This window comes from Burkholderia sp. Ap-955, assembly GCF_011753045.1.
In the GTDB taxonomy this organism is placed as follows: domain Bacteria; phylum Pseudomonadota; class Gammaproteobacteria; order Burkholderiales; family Burkholderiaceae; genus Burkholderia; species Burkholderia lata_D.
Genome location: NZ_VWWH01000014.1, coordinates 19,846 through 37,197, shown reverse-complemented (window position 1 = coordinate 37,197; position 17,352 = coordinate 19,846). Strand labels below are relative to the sequence as shown.

Annotated in this window: 19 protein-coding genes; 10 read left to right on the top strand and 9 right to left on the bottom strand. The window is 70.2% G+C overall.

What is annotated here, in order from left to right:
• Positions 1-5: 5 nt before the first annotated feature.
• Complete coding sequence (locus tag F3J15_RS10925) at positions 6-929, bottom strand: glycosyltransferase (protein ID WP_166890684.1); 924 nt, start codon at positions 927-929, stop codon at positions 6-8.
• The gene (locus tag F3J15_RS10920) at positions 908-1,618 is read right to left on the bottom strand and encodes a PIG-L family deacetylase (RefSeq protein ID WP_166890682.1); all 711 of its coding nucleotides are present in this window, start codon (positions 1,616-1,618) and stop codon (positions 908-910) included. The genes F3J15_RS10925 and F3J15_RS10920 overlap by 22 nt, the downstream gene beginning before the upstream one ends.
• Positions 1,619-1,719: 101 nt before the next feature.
• Between F3J15_RS10920 and F3J15_RS10915 the strand changes: the two genes are divergently transcribed.
• Positions 1,720-4,041 carry a PAS domain-containing protein gene (locus F3J15_RS10915; protein WP_166890680.1) on the top strand — a complete coding sequence of 774 codons (2,322 nt, stop codon included), beginning with the start codon at positions 1,720-1,722 and terminating at the stop codon, positions 4,039-4,041.
• Positions 4,042-4,072: 31 nt separating this feature from the next.
• On the opposite strand, the gene F3J15_RS10910 is transcribed toward F3J15_RS10915, so the two are convergent.
• Together F3J15_RS10910 and F3J15_RS10905 are read right to left on the bottom strand one after the other, a co-directional pair.
• Positions 4,073-5,119, bottom strand: coding sequence for a UDP-glucuronic acid decarboxylase family protein (locus tag F3J15_RS10910; protein WP_166890834.1), 1,047 nt, complete (start codon positions 5,117-5,119; stop codon positions 4,073-4,075).
• Entirely contained in the window at positions 5,119-6,438 is a 1,320-nt protein-coding gene (locus F3J15_RS10905; protein ID WP_166890678.1) for a glycosyltransferase family 1 protein, read from the bottom strand. Before F3J15_RS10905 ends, F3J15_RS10910 begins: the two co-directional genes overlap by 1 nt.
• A 242-nt stretch (positions 6,439-6,680) precedes the next feature.
• Between F3J15_RS10905 and F3J15_RS10900 the strand changes: the two genes are divergently transcribed.
• From F3J15_RS10900 to F3J15_RS10870, 7 genes are all read left to right on the top strand, one after another.
• Positions 6,681-7,082, top strand: coding sequence for a BON domain-containing protein (locus tag F3J15_RS10900; protein ID WP_089449133.1), 402 nt, complete (start codon positions 6,681-6,683; stop codon positions 7,080-7,082).
• A 30-nt stretch (positions 7,083-7,112) separates the two neighbouring features.
• On the top strand, positions 7,113-8,141 hold the full coding sequence (locus F3J15_RS10895; protein ID WP_166890675.1) for an SDR family oxidoreductase: 1,029 nt from the start codon (positions 7,113-7,115) through the stop codon (positions 8,139-8,141).
• A gap of 26 nt (positions 8,142-8,167) precedes the next feature.
• Entirely contained in the window at positions 8,168-8,467 is a 300-nt protein-coding gene (locus tag F3J15_RS10890; protein ID WP_069250315.1) for a DUF2795 domain-containing protein, read from the top strand.
• Positions 8,468-8,531: 64 nt separating this feature from the next.
• Entirely contained in the window at positions 8,532-9,101 is a 570-nt protein-coding gene (locus F3J15_RS10885; protein WP_166890673.1) for a hypothetical protein, read from the top strand.
• Between the two features lie 105 nt (positions 9,102-9,206).
• A complete protein-coding gene (locus F3J15_RS10880; RefSeq protein WP_166890670.1) occupies positions 9,207-10,064 on the top strand; it encodes an SDR family oxidoreductase in 858 nt (285 codons plus the stop codon).
• Positions 10,065-10,098: 34 nt separating this feature from the next.
• The gene (locus F3J15_RS10875) at positions 10,099-10,704 is read left to right on the top strand and encodes a DUF4142 domain-containing protein (RefSeq protein ID WP_166890668.1); all 606 of its coding nucleotides are present in this window, start codon (positions 10,099-10,101) and stop codon (positions 10,702-10,704) included.
• Positions 10,705-10,761: 57 nt separating this feature from the next.
• Complete coding sequence (locus F3J15_RS10870; RefSeq protein ID WP_166890665.1) at positions 10,762-11,370, top strand: DUF892 family protein; 609 nt, start codon at positions 10,762-10,764, stop codon at positions 11,368-11,370.
• Positions 11,371-11,454: 84 nt separating this feature from the next.
• On the opposite strand, the gene F3J15_RS10865 is transcribed toward F3J15_RS10870, so the two are convergent.
• Together F3J15_RS10865 and F3J15_RS10860 are read right to left on the bottom strand one after the other, a co-directional pair.
• Positions 11,455-12,735 (bottom strand): divalent metal cation transporter, encoded by a 1,281-nt coding sequence (locus F3J15_RS10865; protein ID WP_166890662.1) that lies wholly within the window; start codon positions 12,733-12,735, stop codon positions 11,455-11,457.
• Positions 12,732-13,391, bottom strand: coding sequence for a UdgX family uracil-DNA binding protein (locus tag F3J15_RS10860; RefSeq protein ID WP_166890659.1), 660 nt, complete (start codon positions 13,389-13,391; stop codon positions 12,732-12,734). The genes F3J15_RS10865 and F3J15_RS10860 overlap by 4 nt, the downstream gene beginning before the upstream one ends.
• Positions 13,392-13,586: 195 nt before the next feature.
• On the opposite strand from F3J15_RS10860, the gene F3J15_RS10855 reads away from it, so the two are divergent.
• The gene (locus tag F3J15_RS10855) at positions 13,587-14,063 is read left to right on the top strand and encodes a response regulator (RefSeq protein ID WP_166890656.1); all 477 of its coding nucleotides are present in this window, start codon (positions 13,587-13,589) and stop codon (positions 14,061-14,063) included.
• A 30-nt stretch (positions 14,064-14,093) separates the two neighbouring features.
• Here F3J15_RS10855 and F3J15_RS10850 read toward each other — a convergent pair whose 3' ends face one another.
• Both F3J15_RS10850 and F3J15_RS10845 read right to left on the bottom strand, forming a co-directional pair.
• Entirely contained in the window at positions 14,094-15,305 is a 1,212-nt protein-coding gene (locus F3J15_RS10850) for an MFS transporter (RefSeq protein WP_166890653.1), read from the bottom strand.
• A 40-nt stretch (positions 15,306-15,345) separates the two neighbouring features.
• The gene (locus F3J15_RS10845) at positions 15,346-15,615 is read right to left on the bottom strand and encodes a DUF4148 domain-containing protein (RefSeq protein ID WP_166890650.1); all 270 of its coding nucleotides are present in this window, start codon (positions 15,613-15,615) and stop codon (positions 15,346-15,348) included.
• A 194-nt stretch (positions 15,616-15,809) separates the two neighbouring features.
• On the opposite strand from F3J15_RS10845, the gene F3J15_RS10840 reads away from it, so the two are divergent.
• Positions 15,810-16,703 (top strand): LysR family transcriptional regulator, encoded by an 894-nt coding sequence (locus F3J15_RS10840; RefSeq protein ID WP_069250006.1) that lies wholly within the window; start codon positions 15,810-15,812, stop codon positions 16,701-16,703.
• Positions 16,704-16,813: 110 nt separating this feature from the next.
• Here the strand turns inward: F3J15_RS10840 and F3J15_RS10835 are convergent, their stop codons facing one another.
• The gene (locus tag F3J15_RS10835; protein ID WP_089429293.1) at positions 16,814-17,296 is read right to left on the bottom strand and encodes a PRC-barrel domain-containing protein; all 483 of its coding nucleotides are present in this window, start codon (positions 17,294-17,296) and stop codon (positions 16,814-16,816) included.
• Positions 17,297-17,352 lie beyond the last annotated feature (56 nt).

The window sequence follows — 17,352 nt, the reverse complement described above, 5'->3', positions numbered from 1 at the left end:
CGCGCTCATGCTCCGTTGCACGCATCCCGACGCGCATCACGGTCGAGCTGGCGGCGCATGCGATCCACGTGGGGCGGGATCGCACGGCGCTCCCGCAGGATCCACGCCAGGCCCGCGAACGTGCGCGCGAGCATGCGGTCGCGCCACAGGCGCGGCAGCAGTCGCACGGTCTGCCGCAGCGCGGCCGGGGCCGGCCACCTGAGCCAGGTGGTCCATACCGCGTTGCGGGCGGTGACGCGGGCGCGCGTGAGCGAGTCGCGCTGCGGCGACGGGTCATGGTGGACCGTGAGACTCGGCGCATAGACGAGCCATCCGCCGGCGCGGTACAGGTCGAGCGCGAGCAGCGCTTCCTCGCCACCGAGAAAGTAGCGCGGATGGTAGCCGCCTGCCTTCATGAACGCGTCGCGCCGGAACGCCGTCGCGCCGGCCAGCAAGCCGAGGATCGGGCGGCCGGGCAGCGTGACGGGCGCATCGAGCGGGCTGTCGGCCATCCGGCGACAGGTCGGGTCTTCGCGCTGATCAGCGCCGACGAGCACGCGTGCGGTGACGGCCGCGACGTGCGGATACGCGTCGAGCAGGTCCGCCGCTTGCTCCATCGAACCGGGCGCCCACCAGGTGTCGTCGTCGCAGAACGCGACGTGGCGCGTGCGGGCGACGGCCACGCCGAGGTTACGGCCGGCCGCGCCGAGATTGGCGGGCGCATGCACGAGTACGACGTGCGGAAAGCGGTGGCGGATCAGGGCGGTGGTGTCGGCTTCCGACGCATTGTCGACGACGACGATGGCGGGGCGGTCGGGCAGCGACGAGAGCCGGGCCAGCGTGTGCGCGAGCCCGGCCGGTCGTCTGTAGGTCAGCACAATGGCGGTCACGCGCGGTTCGGCCGGGGGCGCAACGTTGCGCGCGGGTGTTACGCGAACGTGACGTCGCATTCGAGCCGCCAGTACGTTTCGGGTTCCTTGAGATCGGCGCGCATATGAGAATCGAACAACGCAATCTGGCTCGTATACGCGGCGACCGCGGCGGTTTTCGCGGCGATGGCTTCCGCGCGGTCGCAGGCCGGGGCGCCGGCCGGATGGGCGATCCAGCCGCGCTCGCGCCAGCCGATCACGCGCGTGGCCATCAGCCCCGCGATCCGGCGGTACGGTACGTCCTCGTAGAAGCGCCACACGCGCGCCGCGTCGTGCGACGCGCGTGCGCGATCCAGCAGCGACAGCGCGGCCTGCTGCACTTGCAGGTGATCCCGGTGGAACAGGCCGGCCGGCGCGAGGACGCCGAACCCGGCATGTGCGTCGATCTCCTGTGCCAGGCGCGCGGCAATCGCTGCCGATGCGGCGGGCATCCCGTATTGATCGTCGAGAAAGTCGAGCCAGACCGGCCGCGCGTCGAGCCGTGCGAGCGCGCGTCGGTCTTCTTCGCGGCGCGCGCGCACGGCTTCGTCGGCGCGATGGAAGCCTGCGCGGCGATCCCACGGCGGCGCCGGCGCATCGCGCGGCGGAATGCCGGCGAACACGGTGACGACGATCGAACCGGGCGCTGCGGCAAGCAGGCGCCCGCAACTGAAGACGGCGTCGTCCAGATGGGGCGAGACAACGAGCCAGCGAGTCGGGGCATGCGTCACAAGATGATCTCCCGGGTGGGTGGCCAGCCGGGCGAGCAGGCATCGTACCCAGCCGTCGTTGCCCCGAGGGCGCACGGCCACTCGAGGCAGGAACGTGTCCGATGATTGAAATGACCCGACCGCGAGCCGGCAATTACGTGATGGCAGCGATGCTGGTCGCGCTCGCGACCGTGTTGCAGTCGCTCGCGATCCGTTTCGGCGGCGTGAACCTGCCGTTCGTGCTGTACTACCCGTTGCTCGCGGGCGCCGCATGGGCGACGTCGTTCCTGTTCGGCATCGTGTCGACCGTGGCCAGCGGCATACTCGTGTGGACGCTGTTCCTCTCGGATTCCGCGGCCTATACGCAGCCGCTGCCCGATCGGCTCGTGCAGCTCGGCACGTTCATGCTGGTCGGCGTGCTGGTGTGTGCGCTCGCGGCGATGCTGCGCCATACGCGGCTCACGAACGATCGTGCGCGCCGGCGCGAGGCGGCCGCGCGGCAGCGGCTCGAAGCCGTGTTGCAGGCACTGCCGCACGGTGTGATCGCGGCCGATGCGAACGGGCGGCTCACCTACCTCAACGCGGCTGCGGCCGCGCTCGTCGGCTGCACGCCGGAAGACGCGACGGGGCGGCCCGCGCGCGACGTGCTGCGGATCGTCGACCATGAGGGCCGCCGCGTGCCGACGACCCCGCTCGAACGCGCGCTCGGCGGCGCCCACGCGACGTCCGACCGGCACTGGCTGCAGGTGACGGAGGGCGGCGATCCGGTACCGGTCGTCGAGGTGGCGTCGCCGCTCGGTGACGTGGACGGCAACATCGACGGGGCGGTGATGATCGTGCGCGACGCCAGTGCGGACCGCGCGCGGGTCGATGCGTCGCGTCTTCAGCAAGCGGTCGTCGACGCATCGCCCGACGCGATCGTCGGCGTCGACGGCGATGGCCGCATCGTCAGCTGGAACCCGGCCGCGCAGCGGATGTTCGGCTACGAGGAAGACGACGCACGCGGCCGTTCGCTCGAGACGTTCGTCGCGATGCGCTGGCTGTGGCGCAGGCCGTTCGCCGAATCGTTCGACGCCATGCGCGATGCGGTCGGGCCGGTCGAACTGCTGTGCGTCCGGCGCGATGGCCGGCGGTTTCGTGCGACCGTGTCGGCGCGCCGGTTGCGCGGCGACGCGGGCGCGACCCTCGCGCTGTCGCTGACGCTGCACGAAACCGGTGCGCGGCGCCGGCGTGATCTGCGCGCGCAGCGGTCGCTGCAGGGCGCGCGCGATGCGCGCGACCAGGCTGATACGTCGAACCGGTTGAAGGACGAGTTGCTGGCCACGGTGTCGCACGAATTGCGCACGCCGCTGAACGTGATCTACGGTTGGATCGAGGTACTGCGCCATTCGGTCGACCACGCGCTGCAGCGTCAGGCGATCGATGCGATCGACCGCAGCGCGCGCTCGCTTACGCGGATGGTCGGCGACATTCTCGATGCGTCGTCGCTCGCGACCGGCAAGCTGCGGCTCGACGCGGCGCCGGTCGACATCGCGCGGCTGTTCTCCGACTCGGTCGGCACGTTCCAGACGGCCGCGGCGTCCGCCGGCGTCATGCTCGAATTCGCTTGCGGGTCCAGCACGTTCATCGTGTCCGGCGACGCGGAACGGTTGCGGCAGATGCTGTCGAACCTCGTGTCGAACGCGCTCAAGTTCACGCCGGGCGGCGGCAGCGTGCATGTCGGGCTGGCGCGCAACGGCACGCACGCGGTGTTGACCGTGGCCGATACGGGGCAGGGGGTCGCGCCCGAGTTCGTGCCGTACGTCTTCGACATGTTCCGTCGGGCGGACGATTCGCCCGCGTCGTCGCGGCGCGGGCTCGGCCTGGGGCTGTCGATCGTGCGGCATATCGCGGAGCTGCACGGCGGCACCGTGACGGCCGAAAGCGCAGGCCGCAATCTCGGCTCGACGTTCACGGTGAGGCTGCCGGCCGACTGGCAGCCGGCCGGCGCGATGGCGTGGGGGTTCGCGCAGGCGGGCGACCGTCACGCGCCGCTCGGGCTCGCCACGCAGCGGATCCTGATCGTCGACGACGATGCGACGACTCGCGCGAGCCTGACCGCCGCGCTGACGACGTTCGGCGCGGCCGTCACGGTCGCGTCGTCGGGTCGCGAAGCGCTCGCGATGGCCGCCGACCTGCAGCCCACCGTCGTGCTGTCCGATCTCGCGATGCCGGACGGAGACGGCTTCTGGCTGCTCGACGCGCTTCGGCGCGGCGCCGGCAACGGCAACGGCAACGGCGAGGGCGACACGCGGAACCTGCGCGTGCTCGCCGTCACCGCGCACGCGGGCCCGGCGGACGAGCGCCGTGCCCTCGAGGCCGGCTTCGACGGCTATCTGTGCAAGCCGGTCGACGTGCGCGAACTGGCGCACAAGATCATGCTCGTGACGAAGGGCGACGACTGACGGTCGGTGCGCGCCGGATGCACCGGCGTCGTCACTGCGCCGGTGCCGGGCGGCGCGGCATATCGACCTGCGCGAGCAGGTGCGACGCGATTTGCGTGCTGCGCACGAGATCGCCCGGTTGGTGAAGCGCGGCCTGCCGATGAATGAAGTACCGGACGGTACGCGCGAGCCCGGTGGCGAGCGGCGTGGTCGCACGCCAGTCGAGGCGCCGCTGCGCGGCGTCGAGGTTCGGTCGCCGCTGGCGCGGATCGTCGGACGGCAGCGGCCGGAACTCGATCGCGACCGTCGCGCCGATGATCCGCACGACTTCGCGCGCGACGTCGAGCATCGCGATTTCGGCGTCGCTGCCGAGATTGACCGGTTCGCTCGCGTCGCCCGGCTCATTCATCAGCCGAATCAGCGCATCGATCATGTCGTCCACGTAACAGAACGAGCGCGTCTGCCTGCCGTCGCCGTAGACGGTCAGCGGCGCGTCGGCGAGCGCCTGCGTGATGAAGTTCGACACGACGCGGCCGTCGGCCGGATGCATGCGCGGGCCGTACGTGTTGAAGATGCGCGCGATCCGCACGTCGACGCCGTACTGGCGGTGATAGTCCATGAACAGCGTTTCCGCGCAGCGCTTGCCTTCGTCGTAGCAGGCGCGCAGGCCGACCGGGTTCACGCGGCCGCAGTATTGCTCGTGCTGCGGATGGACGTCGGGGTCGCCGTACACCTCGCTCGTGGACGCCTGCAGGATGCGCGCCTTCACGCGCTTCGCGAGACCGAGCAGGTTGATCGCGCCATGCACGCTCGTCTTGGTCGTCTGGACGGGGTCGCGCTGGTAGTGGACGGGCGACGCGGGGCACGCGAGGTTATAGATCTCGTCGACTTCGACATAGAGCGGAAACGTCACGTCGTGCCGCATCAGTTCGAAGGTCGGCGCGTCGAGCAGATGTGCGATGTTGTCCTTCGTGCCGGTGTAGAAGTTGTCGACGCACAGCACGTCGTGGCCGTCCGACACGAGGCGTTCGCACAGATGCGAGCCGAGGAAGCCGGCGCCGCCGGCGACGAGCACGCGTTTGCGATCATGGCCCTTCATCATGCGTTCTCCTTGCGATGGGCGAGCGCGCCCGATGTGATCGAGACGGGGGTGCGACGACCGGTGCCGGCCGACGCGCCGGCGCTGCGCGGTCGGGCGACGTCGCGATAGATGTCGACGAGCCGGTCGGCCACGCCTTTCCACGTATAGAACCGATGCGCGCGCAGGTAGCCGGCGCGCCCGAGCGCCGCGCACAGATCGGGTTGCGCGCGCAACTGGACGAGCCGCGCGGCCAGCGCGGCGGGATCGCGCGGGGGGACGAGGTAGCCGGTCGTTCCGTCGTCCACCGTCGTGCGGATGCCGCCGACGTTGCTGCCGATCACCGGCGTCGCGCAGGCCATGGCCTCGACCGGCGTGATGCCGAACGGCTCGTACCACGGGGTCGTGACGAACACGTCGGCCGCGCTGTAATACAGGTGCAGCGTGTCGCGGTCCCGCCGGCCGACGAAGGTCACGCGGTTGGCGATCCCCAGTTCGTGCGCCAGCCCGGCGAGGCGGGCGAGTTCCGGGTCGCGTGCCGGATCGGGCGTGGCCTGGCTGCCGCCGACGATGTAAAGGTGGGTCGGCCGTTGCGGATCGCGCGGCATGCGGGCCAGCGCGTCGATCACCGTGTCGATGCCTTTGCGCGGCACGAGGCGGCCGAGCTGCAGCACGACGAAGGCATCCTGCGGCCAGCCGAGCTGCGCGCGCGCGTCGATGCGCGGCGTCGGCCTGAGTTCCCGCACGTCGAAACCGCACGGCACGATCTCGATGCGCGCGGCGTCGGCGCGATAGTGCGTCATCAGGTCGAGCGCATCCTGCGGGCATTCGGCGATCACGCGGTCCGAGCGGCGCGCGAGCGTGTCCTCGATCGCGAAGCGCGCATCGGGGAAGCCGTCGGCGTCGCCCTGATGGAGCCGGCGGACCCGGCCGAGCGCATGGAAGGTCGTGACGAGCGGGATGCCGAGCCGCCGCTTCACGCGCAACGCCGCGTCGCCCGACATGAAGAAGTTCGCGTGCATCACGTCGACCGGGTCGGGCTCGCGTCGCATGCGCGCGACCATGCCCTCCGCAAACGCGGCCATGTACGGCAGCAGCCGCTCCTTGGGGATGTCGGTGGGTGGCCCGGCCGGTACGTGGATCACGCGCATGCGCGTGCCGATCGGCACGACTTCCGGCAGGTGCGGGTTGTCGCAGCGCGTATAGACATCGACGTCGAGGCCGCGCTCGGCCAGCTGCTTCGCGACGTTCGCGACGTAGATGTTCTGCCCGCCGGCATCGACGCCGCCGATCACCCCCAGCGGCGATGCGTGCTCACTGATCAACGCGATTCTTTGCATGGTGTTGCTCCCGGTACCGGGGCCGCGTGGATGGGCCACCGTTGCCAGTGATTCGGCAAGCGGCATACCCGGGGCGTTGCCCGTGAAGCCGCCCGTCGCGATACCGAAAAAATTACAACGGGTTGGATGAAAGGGCGTCCGATCGGGAGAACCCGCGGCGGCGCCGCACGGGCACCGAGGCACGCGACTTGCGCTGCCCCGTTCACCCGCCGGCAATCCCGGCTCGACGAAAGGAGGTCACGATGAAGGCATTTCCGCTGCAAGCCCGTTCCTTGAGGTTCCGTCGTCGCAACGCGATGCGCACCGGCATGGCGATCGCGATCGCCGCCACCACGGCGTGCGCGGTGATCGCACCGGTCGCGGTCGCCGCCGGCGACGACAGTGCCGCGTCGACGTCGTCGTCGTCGCATTCGTCGACCGGCGCGAAGATCCGCGACGCCACGATCACGACCAAGGCGAAGGCCGAGCTCGTCGGGACGAACGGACTGTCGTCCGGCGACATCCACGTGAAGACGCGGCGCGGCATCGTGACGCTCACCGGCAGCGTGCCCGACGAGCAGCAGCGCACGCAGGCCGTCAGCGTCGTGAAGCAGGTCGACGGCGTACAGGACGTGCGCGATCAGTTGACGATCCGGGCCAAGTGACCGCGGCCGCGCCGCACAAGGAGTCCAGTCATGCAATGCATGCTCAAACCGGTCGGCGAGCAGACGATCGTGATTACCGGCGCGACGAGCGGCATCGGCCTCGTCACCGCGCGCAAGGCCGCGCGCCGCGGCGCGAAGCTGGTGCTGTTCGCGCGGAATGAAGCCGCGCTCAACACGTTGTGCGAGGAGCTTCGCCAGCATGGCGATCTCGCGGTGGCGGTCGCGGGCGACGTGGGCAATCTCGAGGATCTGCAACGCGCGGCCGCCAAGGCGGTCGAGACCTACGGCGGTTTCGACACGTGGGTCAACAACGCCGGCGTATCGATCTTCGGTCCGGCTTCGGCCGTGCCGCTCGACGACCAGCGCAAGCTGTTCGACACCAACTACTGGGGTGTCGTGCACGGGTCGCTCGTCGCGGCCGACCACTTCCGGCGCAAGAACGACTTTCACGGCGGCGCGATCATCAACATGGGCAGCGAGGCGTCCGACGCGCCGGTGCCGTTGCAGAGCGCGTATGCGGCGTCCAAGCATGCGGTGAAGGGCTTTACCGATTCGCTGCGGCTCGAAATGGAGGGTGACCACCTGCCGGTATCCGTGACGTTGATCAAGCCGGCCGCGATCGACACGATGCTCGTGATGCACGCGAAAAACTACATGAACGTCGAGGCGAAGCTGCCGCCGCCGATCTACGACCCGGAACTGGTGGCCGACGCGATCCTGTTCGCGGCCGCGCATCCGCGCCGCACGCTGTTCGTGGGCGGCGCGGCGAAGTTCACGTCGGCGAGCGCGTATCACGCGCCGCGCCTGTTCGATCGCGTCGCGGCCCGGCTCTTCTGGCGCAGCCAGCGCACGGATCGCCCCGCCCGCCCGCGCGACGACAACGCGCTGTACGAGCCGCGCCATGCGTTGCACGAGCGCGAAGGCATGGACGGGCCCGTGCTGCGCGGTTGCGCCTACAACACGGTGGTTCAGCGGCCGAAGGTGGCGGGGGCGGTCGCCCTCGGCGCGGTGGCGCTGGTGGTCGCCGCGCTGGCGCGTGCGCGCCGTGCGTCGACGTGATTTCGTTCATCCCCAAGGAGATTTTCATGACATCCCGACAACATACGGGCCACGAGTACAGCCACTCACGCGCGCACGAAGGCGAGCGCGTGCAGCAGGACCATGACAAGGGCGGCCATCAGGGCGGCCACGGCAAGGCGCCGAGCCCGATCGACGTGCAGAAGGCGTTGAAGGGCATGGACTATCCGGCCAGCAAGGCGGCGGTGGTCGAGTGCGCGGAACGCTCGCATGCGGACCCCGGCGTGATCGACATGCTCCGCCGCATTCCCGATCGCGAATACGGCACGCCGGCCTCGGTGTCGAAGGAACTCGGGCGGCTGATGTGAGCGCCGCCCCGTCGCGCCGCGTGCGGCTGCACGCGGCGCAACCACCGTCACGAGGAGCATGACCATGGCGATGATCGTCGCAGGCCGCTTCACGACGTTCGACGAAGCGGAAGGTGGGGCGCGTCACCTTTACGAGCGCGCGTTCGGCTCGGACGACGTATCGATCTTCTTCCTGAATCCCGCCGGACAGCATGCGCGCTTTCCGATCGGCGGCGACGTCTATGCCGACACGGCGGCGAAGCCGGGCGGGCGCGGCGCGATGATCGGCGCGATCCGCGGGGTGGTGATCGGCATCGTCGTGGGGCTCCTCGTCTATGCGATCGGCGTGCGCTACTGGTTCGTTCCGGCTGCCGCCGCGCTGGCCGGCGCGTATCTCGGCGCATTCGGCGGCGCGCTGGGCCGGATGCGCGGCGAGCGGGCCGAGGGCAAGGGCACGCTCGCGCAGAGCGAATCCGGCGTGATCCTCGCGGTGCGCGTGGCGCCCGATACCGTGAATACCGCGGAAGACGTGCTGCGCGCGACCGGTGCGTCGTCGATCGAGCGTGTCGAGGGCGACTGGCAGGACGGCGAGTGGCGTGACTTCGATCCGGTACGCCGGCCCGGCCAGCCCGCATCGGGCGGCCATCCACGCTGAATTTTTCACGCCCGTTCGCAGCGTCGCACGCGCAACGCGGTCGCTGCCGTGCGCGGCACGCCGCTTGCGAGCGTTTGACGACACCGTTCAGGGAGGAACGAACCCATGACTACCGCACAGACCCCGCCGCCCCAGCACCAGGACCACCAGCCGGGCACCGAGCGCGACATGCATCCGCAGCCGCGCGACGAGGCGGCCGACTACGTCGGCAGCGGCAAGCTCGCCGGCAAGGTCGCGCTCGTGACGGGCGGCGACAGCGGGATCGGCCGCGCCGTCGCGATCGGCTTCGCGAAGGAAGGGGCGGACGTCGCGATCGTCTACCTGAAGGAGTCGGCCGACGCCGCGCATACGAAGCAGTTGATCGAGCAGGCCGGCCGGCGTTGCGAGGCGATCATGTGCGACGTCGGCGACCGACGGCAGGCGCACGACGCGGTGGCGCGCACGGTCGAGCGGCTCGGGCGGCTCGACGTGCTCGTGAACAACGCGGGCGAACAGCATCCGCGCCCGGGCATCGAGGACGTGACCGAGGAACAGCTCGAACGCACGTTCCGCACGAACGTGTACGGGATGGTCTTCTGCACGCAGGCCGCGCTGCCGCACATGAAGCCCGGCGGACGCATCGTCAACACCGCGTCGGTGACCGCGTATCACGGCAATCCGACGCTGCCCGACTATTCGGCGACCAAGGGCGCGATCGTCGCGTTCACGCGGTCGCTGTCGGCGGAGCTGGCCGAACGCGACATCCGCGTCAACGCGGTCGCGCCCGGACCGATCTGGACGCCGCTGATTCCGTCGACGTTCACGGCCGAGCAGGTCGCGAAGTTCGGCGAGAACGTGCCGCTCAAGCGGCCGGGGCAGCCGGACGAACTGATCGGCTGCTACGTGCTGCTCGCGTCGGAAGGCGCGAGCTACATGACCGGGCAGACGCTGCACCCGAACGGCGGCTCGATCGTCGGCGGCTGACGGCCGTCTGTCGCCCCATGCAAGGAGGAAGCACATGAAACGACCCAACTGGACGATCGCGGCGTTCGCCGCGGCCGTGCTCGCTGCCGCGGGCGTCGCCCGCGCGCAGATGCCGAGCGAGCCGCCCGCATCGAATTCACATGTGCCCGGCGGCGTGATCAACCCGTCGTCGGGCGCGGGCGACGCGATGATCGCGAAAGCGCCGCAAGGCGGCGACGCGGAATTCGTCGACAAGGCCGCCATCGCCGGCAAGGCCGAGGTGCAGGCGAGCCAGCTCGCGCTGAGGCAGGCGCAGTCGCCGGACGTGCGCGCATTCGCGCAGCGCATGGTGGCCGATCACGGCAAGGCGAATGCGCAATTGAACGAGATCGCCGCGGTCCAGGGCAGGAAGCCGCAAGTCGAACAGATCCAGGATCCCGACGTCGAGGCGCTGCGCGGCAAGCACGGTCGCGACTTCGACGTCGCGTACGTCGCGGTGGCCGGCCCGGATGCGCACCGCAAGGCCGTCGCGCTGTTCGAAGGCGAGGCGCGCGACGGGCGGGATCCGCAATTGCGCGAGTTCGCGAGCGCCACGCTGCCGACGCTGCGGCATCACCTGAGCATGGCGCAGGCGCTCGAACGCAAGGTGGGCGCGCACTGACGCGCGCCCGTTCAACCCCGGGCCGCGCGTGCGGCCCGTCTTTTTGGAGAGGCAGTCATGGCCCATCGGCAACCGAAGCATGAAGGCATCCGCGAATTGCTCTGCCAGGCATACGAAACCGAGCTTGGCGGCGCGAAGATCTACGAAGCCGCGCTGCAATGCGCGACCGACGAGGATCTGCACAAGGAATGGGAGAAGTACCACCGCGAGACGCTGCATCACCAGGAGGTGCTGCGCAAGGTGTTCGAGACGTTCGGCATGGACGCCGACGCGCAGACGCCCGGCCGCAGCGCGGTGGCGGCCATCGGCAAGGCGCTCGTGCATACGATCGAGCAGGCGCAGAAGCAGGCCGAGCCGGCCGTCGCGCAAATCATCGCGGCCGAGTGCGTGGTGCTCGCCGAGACGAAGGATCACCTGAACTGGGAGCTGATCGGCTATGCGGCCGATCAACTGTCGGGTGATGCCGCGAAGACGCTGAAGGACGCGCACGACGAGGTCGAGGCCGACGAGGATCATCACCTGTATCACACGCGGGGCTGGGCGCGCGAGCTGTGGATCGGGTCGATGGGCTTCAAGGCGGTGCTCCCGCCGCCGGAAGAAGTGAAGAAGGTCGAATCGGCGGCCGACGCGGCGCGCGCCGAACGTTCGCGCGGCAAGATGATGTGAGCGCGGCGGGCCGGGCATGGCCGCGATGCGGTCGGCCCGGCTCGGCGAAAGTCGTGCGCGCGCAATGAATGGACGATGCGCGGTTCAGGTCAGCAGGTCGACGACCATCGTCACGACCGATGCCGCCATCAGCGCGACCGCCAGCCAGCCGAACGTTTTCGACACGATGCCGCTGCCGGGTTGTCCGGCCGCCTCGCGCCGGTGCGACAGCAGCATCACGAGCACGAGCATCGGTACCGCCGCGATACCGTTGAGCACCGCGCTCCAGTACAGCGCCTTGATCGGATCGATCGGGCTCACGCAGATCGCGATGCCGACGATCACGCACAGCGCGAGCACCGCATAGAACGCGGGGGCACGCCGCACCGGCTCGTTCAGCCCTTCGCGGAACCGCCACGCTTCCGCGCAGCCATACGCGGCGCTGCCCGCAAACGCGGGAATCGCGAGCAGCCCGCAGCCGACGATGCCGAACGCGAACACGAGAAACGCGGCTTCGCCGGCGATCGGCCGCAGCGCTTCCGCAGCTTGCGCGGTGGTGCCGATGTCGTGCCGGCCGTGCGCGAAGAACACGGCGGCGCCGACCACCATGATGCAGAACGACACCGCGTTCGTGACGATCATGCCCACCCACGTGTCGAAGGTGACGCGTCGTTCGGTCTCGCGGCGCGTGGCGCGTGGCCCGGACGCCGTTTCCTCCACCTCGAGCGCGGCCTGCCACACGAACAGGTACGGGCTCAGCGTCGTGCCGAGCACGGCCACCGTGGTCGTCGCATACGCATGCGTGAATTCGATCCGCGGCAGCACTATCGCATGCATCACGCCGCGCCAGTCGATCGGCACGAAGCCGAGTTCGAGTACGTAGGCGATCAGGCCGAGCGTCATCCATTTGAGCCAGCGCGCATAGCGCTCGTACGACAGCGTCATCTGCAGCGCGAGCGAGGCTATCCCGTAGACCGGGGCGTACCAGTAGCTGCGCCCGCCTGCGACGAGCGCCGTCGCGTCGCCCATCGCCGCGAGATCGGCGCCGACGTTGACGACGTTGACGATCGCGACCATCACGATCAGCGTCTTGGCGAGCCGGTCGGAGTAGTGCTCGCGGATGGCGGCGACGAGGCCCGCGCGGTTGCGGCGTCCAATGAACGCCGACGCGAGCTGCACGGCGACCATCATCGGCAGCGTGACGACGATCATCCACAGCATGTTGAAGCCGAACTGGCCGCCGGCCTGCGCGTAGACGGCGATGTTGCTCGGATCGGCATCGGACGCTCCCGCGAGCAGGCCGGGGCCGAGCCGCCGGTACCACGGTGTCGCGGTGCGCGGCGCGGCGTTCGCAGCCGGCTGCGCGTCGTCGCCCGGTGCGCTCATCGGGTGTCTCCCCGTGCACCGTGCCGGTGGTCGCGATCGGGGGCGCGCTCGGGTTCGCCGGCCAGGCGCGACGCGGTGCGCAACGCGTCGACGAGCCTCCGGTACGCCTGCTCGCGCGAATCGGCGCCGCGCGTGCGCAGCACGTACGACGGGTGGTAGGTCGCGACGACGAGCCGGCCTTCCGCCGTGCGAATCGGCGCGCGCGCGGCCTCCAGCGTCGCGTCGTTGTCTTGCAGCAGCGCGCGCAACGCGGTGCCGCCGAGCGCGACGATGACGCGCGGCCGTACCGCGTCGAGTTCGCGCTCGAGCCAGTAGCGGCACGCGGCCACCTCGCGTTGCGCGGGCGTCTTGTGCAGCCGGCGCTTGCCGCGCGGCTCCCATTTGAAGTGCTTGACCGCGTTCGTCAGGTAGCAGTGCGCGCGCTCGATCCCGGCTTCATCGAGTGCGCGGTCCAGCATGCGTCCGGCCGCGCCGACGAACGGCAATCCCTGGCGGTCCTCCTGGTCGCCCGGCTGCTCGCCGACCAGCATGATCGTCGCGTCGACGGGGCCGGCGCCGGGCACCGGCTGGGTCGCATGCTCCCACAACGCGCAGCGGCGGCACGCACCGAGTGTCGCCGGTGCATCGTCGTCGGCGGGCGGCGTCTGGCGCGTCATGTGACGACGCCCGTGCGGCCCGGGGCGCGGCATGTCGCGCACGCCAGCGGGGCTGGACAGAAACGAAAGCGCAGCGTGACGCGCATGAAGGGCTCCGGTACGACGATTCGTCCCTGTGCAGCAACCGCCGTTCCGCATCGGCCGAGACGGGCGCGTGGTTTGCGTGGGGGCGGTGTCAACGACAGGAGAAACGCGATGCTTCCCGATCCCGGCAACGATCCGGCCGCGGACGACGTGCTGCTGTGGCGCGCACCCGACAGCGTGCCGAGGCGGCCGCGTCGCGTGCTGATCGTCGACGACTATCGCGACGCGGCCGATGCGCTGCGCCTGCTGCTCGAGGCGCGCGGCTTCGAATGCCGCATTGCCGTCGATCCGTTCGCCGTCTGCGCGATCGCGCGCGACTGGCAGCCGTTCGCGGTCGTGCTCGATATCGCGATGCCGGGCCTCGACGGGCTGCAGCTGGCGGCGCGGCTGCGCGGGGATCCGCATACCGGCGACATGCTGCTCGTCGCGTGCAGCGGGGTGGCGTCGCCACGCGACTGCGAGGCGGCGCGGCAAGCCGGGTTCGACGCGCACTGCGCGAAGCCGCTGACGCCGCACCGGCTGCTCGGTTATCTGGACGCGGCGAGCGGCCGCGCGAAGCCGGACGGGGCGGTTACACGACGCTTGTAAAAAAGCCGCCGGGGCGTCGTGGCGCAGGCATCAACCGCCGGTGCGCGTGGCCGCGCGTCGGGCGGACCGGCCCGCGACGACGGCCAGCCCGCCGGCGAGCGCGAGCAGTGCCGCGCTCATCGCGAAGGTCGCGCGGTAGCCGTGCAGGTCGAACAGCATGCCGCCGATCGTCGCGCCGAGCCCGATCGCGAGTTGCACGACCGCCACCATCAGCCCGCCGCCGGCTTCCGCATCGTGCGGCAGCGTACGGGCGAGCCACGTCCACCAGCCGACCGGCGCCGCGGTGCCGAGCAGGCCCCATGCGCCGAGCAGGCAGGCGGTTGCCGCCGTGGAGCCGCCGACGACCATCAGCGCCGCCGCAATCGCGGCCATCAGTACCGGCGTGGCCACGAGGGTCCGGTAGAGCCCGCGTGCCAGCACGCCGCCGATCAGGAACGTGCCCGCGAAACCCGCGACGCCGATCACGAGCAGGATCAGCGACAGCGTGCCGGTGCCGGCGTGCGTCACGGTTTCGAGGAACGGACGCAGGTAGGTGAACAGCGTGAACTGGCCCATGAAGAACACGCTGACCGCCGCCATGCCGAGCGCGACCGGCGGCCGGGCCAGCAACCTGAGCGCGTTGCTTGACGTGCCGCGCGGCGCGGACTGCATCGACGGCAGGCTGACGAGCTTCCAGCCGAATGCGATCGCGGCGACCGGCACGACGCAGAAGAACGCCCAGCGCCACCCGACGATCCCACCCAGAAAGCTGCCGAGCGGGGCCGCGACGACGGTCGCCAGCGCATTGCCGCCGTTCACGATCGCCAGCGCGCGCGGCACGTGCGGCGCCGGCACGAGGCGCATCGCGGTGGCGGCCGACATCGACCAGAAGCCGCCGATCGCCACGCCGATCAGTGCGCGGCCGGCGATGAACGCCGCGTAGTTCGGCGCGAATGCGACGAGCGTGCCGGACACGATCGTCAGCAGTGTCAGCAACAGCAGCAACGGCTTGCGATCGCGCCGGCCGGCGAGCGAGGCGATGAACAGGCTCGTGACCAGCGCGAAAGCGCCCGACACGGAGATGGCCTGGCCGGCCTGCCCTTCGCTGACGTGCAGGTCGCCTGCAATCGGTGTGAGCAGGCTGACGGGCATGAACTCGGAGGCGACCAGCGCGAACGCGCCGAGCGACATCGCGAGGACGGCGCCCCATGCGGCAGCGCCATCCGGCGCCGTGCCGCGATCGGGAGTGGAGACGGATTGCATGTCGGGAACTGGATCGGAAAAAGGTGTGGCGGTCGCGCGCTCAGTCGCACTGCGTCGTGGCGCCGTGCACGGCGAGCTGCGTGCGCGCGTCGTCGGCGCGCCCGGCCTGCACCCGGGCCGCGACGGCCTGGGCGTCGTCGACCCAGCTGCGCGGGTTCATGCGTGCGGGATTGAAGCCGGCGGCCTCGTAGCGCAGCATGTCCTGGCGGACCTGCTCGCGCGTCAGGCCCGGTGCGGATTGCGCGAACAGCGAGCCGGACGCGACAAGCGTGGCGACGGCGGCGACGGCGGTGAGAAAGCGGGTAGTCATGAGGTTGGGCTCCGGAATGCGGGTAGTCCGAGCGTCCGGGCGCTGCCGCGACGCATCGGGTCGATGGCTCCGCAGTCTAGCGAGCCGTGCCGGATCGATTAAGTAGTGCGGCGCGCTTGGACTGATGAGCCAAACTGATGAATCGCCGCCGGCGGTGCTACGATTGGCGTCCGTCCCGACCGGAGCTTTTCGACATGGCGCGCGAAAATCTGAACGACCTGCTCGTCTTTCTCGCGGTGGCCCGCGACCGCAGCTTCACGCGCGCGGCCACGCGGCTCGGCGTGTCGCAGTCGGCGCTGAGCCATACCATTCGCGATCTCGAAGCGCGGGTCGGCGTGCGGCTGCTCACGCGCACGACGCGCAGCGTGTCGACGACCGACGCGGGCGAAGCGCTGTTCCAGGCGGTGGCCCCGCGCATCGACGAGATCACCGCGCAACTGGCCGCGCTGTCGGATTTCCGGGACAAGCCGGCCGGCGTGGTGCGCATTACGGCCACCGAGCATCCGATCGATACGATCATCTGGCCGAAACTCAGGCAGGTCCTGCCCGACTACCCGGATATCCGCATCGAGCTGTCGGTCGATTACGGGCTGTCGAACATCGTCGAGGAGCGCTACGACATCGGCGTGCGCTACGGCGACCAGGTGGCGAAGGACATGATCGCCGTGCGGATCAGCCCGGATGTCCGGATGGCGATGGTCGCGGCGCCGGCCTATCTCGACGGCCGCAAGCCGCCGAAGAAGCCGCAGGACCTGCTCGATCACGATTGCGTCACGTTGCGGCTCGCCACGGCGAAGGGCATCTATGCATGGGAGCTGAAGAAGGGCAGGAACGACGTGCTGGCGCGCGTGAACGGCCGGATCACCTGCAACACGCAGCCGCACATGGTCCAGGCGGCGCTCGACGGCTTCGGCATCGCGTTCGTCACCGAGGACATCGTGCTGGAGCATGTCCGCAACGGCAGCCTGCGGATCGTGATGCCGGACTGGTGCCCGGTCTTTCCCGGCTACCACGCGTACTATCCGAGCCGCCGCCCGGCGTCGCGTGCGTTCACCGTCGTGATCGACGCGTTGCGGCATCGCGCGTAGCGCGTGTCGCGTCGGGGCCGCCGTCGCGACGGCCGGCAAGAAAAACGCCCCGCGCGGGCGGGGCGTTCGAAGCGGCTGCGCCGGTGAACCGGCGCAGCGCGATGGCGCGATCAGAGACGGTCGCGTGAGCGCGGATCGTTCAGTTCCTCGGTCGGGTCGGTCAGCCCGAGTTCGTCGCCGGCGCTCCAGTACGGCGTGCTCCCGTAGAACTCGTGCAGCGGCGTGGCCCATTGCGGATCGGCCATCGCCGGCCAGTGGTCCTTGTCGAACCCCGGTGCGTTGCGGATCCGCTCGGACGACACCGACAGCAGGAAGCATTTGCGCTCGGTGTCGAGCGTGAGCGCGCTCCACGGGATCGCGTGCAGCTTGTCGCCGATGCCGAGGATGCCGCCGCTCGACAGTACCGCGTAGGCGACGCGGCCGGAGCGCACGTCGAGCATGATGTCCTTGATCTTGCCGACATCGTCGCCGTCGGTCGTATAGACCTTGTCGCCTTCCAGCGTATCGGCCGCCATCACGTCGGGGCCAGGGCCGGCCGCCGTTGCGGCGCCCTTGCCGATGATGCGGGTCTGACCTTGATCGGAAGTCTGCATGGTTTCCTCCAGACTGTGTGAGGCGCGACGGTGCCCGGGGCGGGCCCTGCGGGTCG